This is a genomic window from Aerococcus sp. UMB7834 (assembly GCF_030215145.1).
Taxonomy (GTDB): domain Bacteria; phylum Bacillota; class Bacilli; order Lactobacillales; family Aerococcaceae; genus Aerococcus.
This window is the reverse complement of the sequence record NZ_JASOLI010000010.1, coordinates 67,826-74,416: the sequence shown is the minus strand read 5'-3', so window position 1 is coordinate 74,416 and position 6,591 is coordinate 67,826. Positions and strand designations below refer to the sequence as shown.

The 6,591-nt window shown below is 49.1% G+C and carries 6 protein-coding genes; all 6 read right to left on the bottom strand.

All coding sequences use genetic code 11. The features are described from left to right. Positions 1-157 precede the first annotated feature (157 nt). A complete protein-coding gene (locus QP339_RS08535) occupies positions 158-937 on the bottom strand; it encodes a formate/nitrite transporter family protein (protein ID WP_284911150.1) in 780 nt (259 codons plus the stop codon). A gap of 20 nt (positions 938-957) precedes the next feature. Further along, the gene (locus QP339_RS08530; protein WP_284911149.1) at positions 958-1,290 is read right to left on the bottom strand and encodes a CHY zinc finger protein; all 333 of its coding nucleotides are present in this window, start codon (positions 1,288-1,290) and stop codon (positions 958-960) included. A gap of 81 nt (positions 1,291-1,371) precedes the next feature. Beyond that, a complete protein-coding gene (gene rplA, locus QP339_RS08525) occupies positions 1,372-2,061 on the bottom strand; it encodes a 50S ribosomal protein L1 (RefSeq protein WP_070430600.1) in 690 nt (229 codons plus the stop codon). Between the two features lie 99 nt (positions 2,062-2,160). Continuing rightward, positions 2,161-2,586, bottom strand: coding sequence for a 50S ribosomal protein L11 (rplK, locus tag QP339_RS08520; RefSeq protein WP_067974040.1), 426 nt, complete (start codon positions 2,584-2,586; stop codon positions 2,161-2,163). Positions 2,587-2,720: 134 nt separating this feature from the next. After that, positions 2,721-5,660, bottom strand: coding sequence for a pneumococcal-type histidine triad protein (locus QP339_RS08515; RefSeq protein WP_284911148.1), 2,940 nt, complete (start codon positions 5,658-5,660; stop codon positions 2,721-2,723). A gap of 11 nt (positions 5,661-5,671) precedes the next feature. Continuing rightward, positions 5,672-6,586, bottom strand: coding sequence for a metal ABC transporter solute-binding protein, Zn/Mn family (locus tag QP339_RS08510; RefSeq protein WP_284911147.1), 915 nt, complete (start codon positions 6,584-6,586; stop codon positions 5,672-5,674). Between the last annotated feature and the right edge of the window lie 5 nt (positions 6,587-6,591).

Below are 6,591 nucleotides of genomic sequence, written 5' to 3'. Positions count from 1 at the left end.
GAGGCAAAAGGGATAAGAGTGGCTTTAGCCGATCGTTCCCATTTGCTGAAGTCACTTCCTTTCTGCCTCTGCGAACCCGACTAGGCAGGGTGTGAGAGGATGCGGGAGCTCTAAAGTAAAAAAGCCCCCTCTTGTAAAGGAGACTTTCTGCTGTTGATTAATCGGTATAAATATCTTGTCCCTTATTGAGGAAGCCATAGCCGATCCCCATCACGACACCCCCACCGACAAAGTTACCAATCCAGGCAACTAGCCATTGCAGGAGCACATGGCTCAGGGTAAAGCCTTCAATTGCAGAAGGCAGGGTGAAGGCTGCCAGGGAATAGGTGACGAAGTTAGCAATCACGTGTTCAAAACCGTAGAAGGCAAAGATAAAGATAATCCCTAAAATATAAGGAATCTTGGCGCTGTTATCTTTCATGAACATGATGCCGATAACGGTAATATTAACTAACATATTGGCTACAATCCCATCCAGGAAGACGAGGCCATAAGACTTATCAATCTTACCTTGGACGGCCGAAATTAAATAATGGCTGGCATCGATATCATTAAAACCTAAAGTCTGACTCAGCACCCAGGCAATAGCCACACATCCGATTAAATTAAATAAGGTACATAAGGCTAAGACCTTAGCAGCATCCGCTGGCTTCACCACTTTGCGGTACAAGCCATTGGCGAAGTACATCATATTAGAAGTCGTTAACTCCCCGTTCAGGAAGATAATCATCACCAAGCACCATGGGAATAGCAAGGCATAGGCAAATCGTCCCAGGTCAGGATGGACTGCGCTAATCTGTTCCGCCGTCATAAAGGCCACGCCGCAACCAATTCCCAAATAAATACCAGCAAAAATAGCCCGGAGACCATATTGCCAAACTGATGTATTTGCCAGGGCGACTTTCTTATTAATCGCCGCGGTAATCTTATCGTTCATTAAATCTAACTCCTCCATTATTATTTTTTCTCTTTTTTTGAGGCAAAGTAAAGACCAGCATGGCGCTGGCAAACAGGGTTGAAAGCCTCCCGACAATGGGAACAGCGGCCTAAAGCCTCATAAGTGGCCTGGTCGAAAGTCGCCCGGCAAGCTCCACAGAGCAAACTATCAGCCTGGTCACTTCGAATAGGCGTGAAGGCATGGTTAGCCAAGGCGTCGTGGCAGCGGTAGCAGGCATAGTAGGCCCTACAAGTTGAACAATATAAGGCCAGAATATCCTCTGGCAAATGGTAGTGCTGACAGCGCCCTTGACCATCCAGGCCAAGGCCCCGGATCTGGCTTCTTTCTTCCATTCCCTAGCCCTCTTCTATTATGACACAAAAAAAGCGCTAAGCAAGTTAATCCCACTTAGCGCTCCCATTAATCACTATTGATTATAATGATGATGGATCAACTTTGATACCAGGACCCATAGTAGATGTTACAGCAAGGTTCTTCACATAAGTCCCTTTAGCTGCAGCAGGTTTTTCGCGTAGGATAGTTTCATGGATAGCACGGAAGTTTTCAATTAAGTCTTCAGTGTTGAATGAAACTTTACCAATTAAAGCGTGAACGTTACCTGCACTATCTGCACGGTATTCGATTTGACCTGATTTGATGTCGCTAACAGCTTTGGCAACATCTTGTGTTACGGTACCTGTTTTAGGGTTAGGCATTAAACCTTTAGGCCCTAAGACACGACCCAAGCGGCCGATCTTACCCATCATGTCTGGTGTTGCAACAACAACGTCGAAGTCTAACCAGCCATCGTTGATTTTTTCGATGTATTCATCGTCACCAACATAGTCTGCACCGGCTTCTTCCGCGATACGGGCATTTTCACCTTGGGCAAAGACTAAAACGGTTTGTGTTTGACCAGTACCCTTAGGCAATACCATTGCCCCACGGATTTGTTGGTCGTTCTTCTTAGTGTCGATACCTAAACGGTAAGCCACTTCGATTGAACCGTCAAATTTGGTGTAGTCAACTTCTTTTAATAATTCAATTGCTTCTTCAGCAGTGTATTTTTTGTTCTTGTCAACTTTTTCATAAGCTGCGATTTGATTTTTTGATTTTTTAGCCATTATCTTTCCTCCTATGTGGTTTTAACGGATATTCCTCCCACGCACAACACCTAGATGTTGTGGCGTTTGATTATTGATTCTGTTCGTCCAGCGGGTCGACTAGTCTTCGACAGTGATCCCCATTGAACGTGCAGTACCCTCAACCATACGCATAGCAGCTTCAACATCAGCAGCATTTAAGTCTGGTGTCTTGGTTTCTGCAATTTCACGTACTTGATCGCGAGTGACACTTGCTACTTTATTTTTGTTAGGTTCACCAGAACCTTTTTCCACGCCAGCGGCTTTCTTAAGTAAGACAGCTGCAGGTGGGGTCTTAGTAATAAAGTCAAATGAGCGATCTTCGTAAACAGTGATCACAACAGGGATAACATAGCCTGCTTGATCGGCAGTACGTGCATTGAACTCTTTACAGAAGCCCATGATATTAATACCAGCTTGCCCTAAAGCAGGACCTACTGGAGGAGCTGGACTTGCTTGACCAGCTTCAATTTGTAATTTAACAACAGTTTCTACATTCTTAGCCACGAAACATTCCTCCTTGTTCTGTTCGCGAGTGGTTTAATGGAGTTGTAGTTAGATTTCTCCTCCCACTTATTGTGTTTGCACACAATACCATATTAAACCATAGTTCGATTCAAAAAGCAAGGGCAAATCTAATTTTATTGTTCAACGAGTCCTGCTCCCTCTTCTTTAGCTAGCTGCTCGCCTTGGTCGGCCGGCCCCGCTTGAACAGCTCCAGCCCCTTCATCACTTGCTGGAGCCAGTGCAGCTTGGCCCTGCTCAGCTGAGGGCGCTGGAGCTGGTTTAGCTTCCTGACCTGCTTTTGCTTTTTGAGCACCCGCGTCTTGGTCGCCCGCTCTCTGGTCAGCCTCTGGGGCTTGCTTATTTGCGGGATCCTTTTGACTTGTAGCTTGACTGGCCTGGCGCTGGCTGAGGACAGCTTCAACGGCTGCCACTTGGTCAGCGTCCAATTCAGTCGCCTTCTTGGGGCGACCAGAAGCCGGATCATACTTGGTCATATAGACATTTTGCCCCTGAACATTGAAGATATAGCCCTTACCGAAGCGCGATTGGACATCTTCTGCCTGGAATTGGTAGCCAGCCAGTGGGTCTGCTTCATGCCCCTCATCACTAGTCGACGCTTCAGTTCCCTGACCTTCTTCAGCTGTTTCTTCTACTTTAAGTCCTTGTTCTTTCATCCAAGCTTCGACCTGGCGAAGTTCATCTTGTTCCAATTCCCCGAATTCAAAGACATGGAAGTGGTCGCCGTGCTTAGCGATTACACTATCCTTGGTCACTTCTGTAATGGAGGCTGGTGAGAAGGTATAGCCATCATCTGTGGTGTAGGGCTTGCCATCGAGTCCCTTGCCAAAAGCTTGGTAGTCTTGGCCATTGAAACGGACGGTCTTTTCCTGGTCTGCTTTCGCTGCGGCTTGTTGACCTTCCACATCAGCACCCCAGCCATCTTTTTCAGCCGGACGGTATTCGGGATGGGCGATCAGGAAGCGAACCGTCTTAATGGCTAGGTCGACCTTGTCTTGATCATTGTCAAACCAGACACTCAGGAAGGCCCGGTCGGCATAATGGTAGTGGTCATGGTGGGGGATACGGAAACGGCCAGGCTCAATTTCCTTGTCGGCATACTGGAGGTTGCCTTTAAATTCGCTGAGCGGCAGGCACCAGTCAGGTAATTTCTTGCCCCTTACTTGGTCCTTCTTGGCTTGACCTTTATTCTCAGTATCCTTCTTCCCTGTATCTTCCTCGCTTTCTTTTTTGGCTGGGTCATCCTTGGCTGGCTTATCTTGATCGCCTGCTTGGCCGTTCTGCTTGTTTGGCTTCTCGCTCGCCTTCTTAGTCGGCTCCTGCTTTGCTTTGTCGTCTTGACCGGATCGACCTGATTCGAGATAGCGGTCAGCCGCTAGCTGTTCGAGTTCAGAGAGTTGGTCAGCTGGAATAATATGGTAGTGGTCGCCATGGGGCATCACGTAACCAAAAGCATTCTTCTTAGTCACTTTAGCCGGATCAAAGACCAGACCGTCTGCTTCCACATGGCGCTGGCTCTGCGGCAGGGCATATAATCGATCCAGAAGTTGGTCAAGCTGCAGATCCCCCAATTTTTGAGCAGGCGCTTGAACTTTAGGCTCTTCTTTTTTCTGGCTCGGCTTGCTTTGAGCTTTCTTAGCTGGGGCCTGGGGCTTCCTTTGGGGGCGGGGCGTCACGCTCTGCTGAGGACGTTTAGCTGGACTGGCTGGCTTCGACTGGCCTTGGCTCTCCCAATAGCGCTTAGCCGCAGCTAATTCTTTAGCGGATAAGTCGGCCTTGGGAATGGCGTGGAAGTGATCGCCGTGAGGAACGACATAGACATCGCCCTCGTCGGCAATAATATCGCTCACCTTAAAGACATAGCCGTCATCAGTGGTGTAGGCTTGGTCAGCTGGCTTCGAACTTGGTGTTACTTTCTTAGTCACTAGGCGTTGCCCAGACGCCTTGTCTTTCTTAGCCTTCTTTGCTCCTGCTTGGTAGGTGAAGTCAGGCTGGTTGAGATAGGCGTCTGCTGCCTGGCGCTCCAAGTCAGAGAGCTGGTTGGCCGGAATAATATGGTAATGGTCACCGTGGGGCATAACATAACCAAAAGCATTCTTCTTGGTCACCTTGGCGGGATCAAAGACCAAACCGTCTGCTTCCACATGACGCTGGCTCTGAGGCTGGGCATAAAGCTGGTCGAGCATGCTTTGTAAGTCCCCTTGATGGCCAGTCTGACCCGAAGCCGCTGATCTCTGCTGGGTCTGTTTAATTTCTTGGACTTGGACTGGACCAGCCCCATTAAAGGCTGGCGCGTGGGAAGTGGTCGCCCCACGACCGCCTGCTGATCCAGCTGACCAATAGGCGGCTGCAGCTGCCCGCTCAGCCGGCGAAAGGTCGGACTTGGGCACATAGTGGAAGTGGTCGCCATGAGCACAGATATAAGCATCACCTGTGTCGCTCACAATCGATCCCACAGTAAAGACATAACCATCATCAGTCGTATAGCGTCCTTGGGCCTTGGCCTGAGCCATCGCTTGCTTGACGGACCGGCTCATCGGCTCTGCTCCATCCTTTTCTTTAACATTATGGAGCTTCTTCTGTTCAGCAATCTCTTCCTTGGTCCGAACATTGACGGCCTTCTTAGGATCCTTGAGGTAGAGGTAATACTTGCCATCTACCTTGATAATGTAGCCATCCTTGACCTCATTAACAATATCTTTTTTATCCAATCGATAGTTCGGATTTTTCATGACTAAGTCTTCGCTGATGATGGCATCGAAGGGGACCTTGCCATTGTAGTAATGGTAGTGGTCACCGTGGGAGGTCACATAGCCATCATCAGTAATTTTGACAACAATTTGTTCAGCATCGATCCCTTCTTCTGCCGACACCTGGTCCGGGGTCTTCGCCTTATGGTCTCCTGTCTTGGCAGCGTGACCATCGACATAGGCAATGTTGGAATCCTTAGCTTCGGTCTGGTTACCCTGGCTATAGCCCCAATAATAGGCGCCCCCTAGGAGGAGGGCAGAGGTTGTAGCGCCGAGGATAACTTGTTTAAGTGTTCGTTTCTCCATTCATAATCTCCTTATTCTAATTCTTCTAAGAGGGTCTTCAGGTCAGCCTCTAAGTTCTCCAAAAAAGTTAAATCATTCTCTGGGTCAGCTTCCAAGGGGCGCAGGGTCTTAATCTCAGCGCCCGTCTCTTCTGCCAAGACCTGGGCCAACTTGGGTGAAGCCTTCTCTTCCGTAAAAATCGTCCCCACCTGGTAGCGGTCGATGAATTCCTTAATTTCCGACAATTGTTGGGGGCTCGGCTCCGCATCGGGTGAGATCCCCGCAATCCCTAACTGCTTGAGCCCAAAGCGCTGGGCCAAATAAGAAAAAGCCGTGTGCTGGGTAACAAAAGTCTTCTGCTCAGCTGCCTTAAACTTCGGCTGGTATGCCTTGACCAGGGCTTCTGCCTCGGCCTGGAACTTATCCGCATTGGCCTGGTAGGTCGCCTGATTGGCTGGATCCCTCTCAGATAGTGCCTTGGCAATATTTTGAGCCTCCTGCCCAGCCAGGATAGGATCTAGCCAGGAATGGGGATCGTAGAGCTTGGCCTGGTCCATCCCTTCTTCAAGGGGCATGTCTTCAAGTCCCGGTACTTTCTGCAGATCTAAGCCGGCTGAAGCTTCCACCACATCCTTCCCCTGGATATTCTTAGCCCAGCCCTCCAAAGTTGACGAATGGTAAATAAAAAGATCCGATTCTTCAATGGCTGCCAGGTCACTGGCTGACGGTTCAAAAGAATGGATGCCTGCCCCAGACTGGATCATGCGAACATCATTGAGGTCGCCACTCACTTCCTTGGTCAGGGCATAGATTGGATAAAAACTCGTCACCACCCGCATCCCCTGACCCGTCTCACTTTTTGCCGGCTTCTGACAACCGCTGAGGGCCAAGAAGACGAGAGTCACGAGGCCGACCAGTAAAGCGGCCCCTTTTCCTTTTCGAAACATTGAAT

What these genes read in the sequence shown, in the direction of transcription:
- QP339_RS08535 (WP_284911150.1), bottom strand. Translation starts at nt 937, where the DNA reads ATGAACGATAAGATTACCGCGGCGATTAATAAGAAAGTCGCCCTGGCA.
- QP339_RS08530 (WP_284911149.1), bottom strand. Translation starts at nt 1,290, where the DNA reads ATGGAAGAAAGAAGCCAGATCCGGGGCCTTGGCCTGGATGGTCAAGGG.
- rplA (WP_070430600.1), bottom strand. Translation starts at nt 2,061, where the DNA reads ATGGCTAAAAAATCAAAAAATCAAATCGCAGCTTATGAAAAAGTTGAC.
- QP339_RS08515 (WP_284911148.1), bottom strand. Translation starts at nt 5,660, where the DNA reads ATGGAGAAACGAACACTTAAACAAGTTATCCTCGGCGCTACAACCTCT.
- QP339_RS08510 (WP_284911147.1), bottom strand. Translation starts at nt 6,586, where the DNA reads ATGTTTCGAAAAGGAAAAGGGGCCGCTTTACTGGTCGGCCTCGTGACT.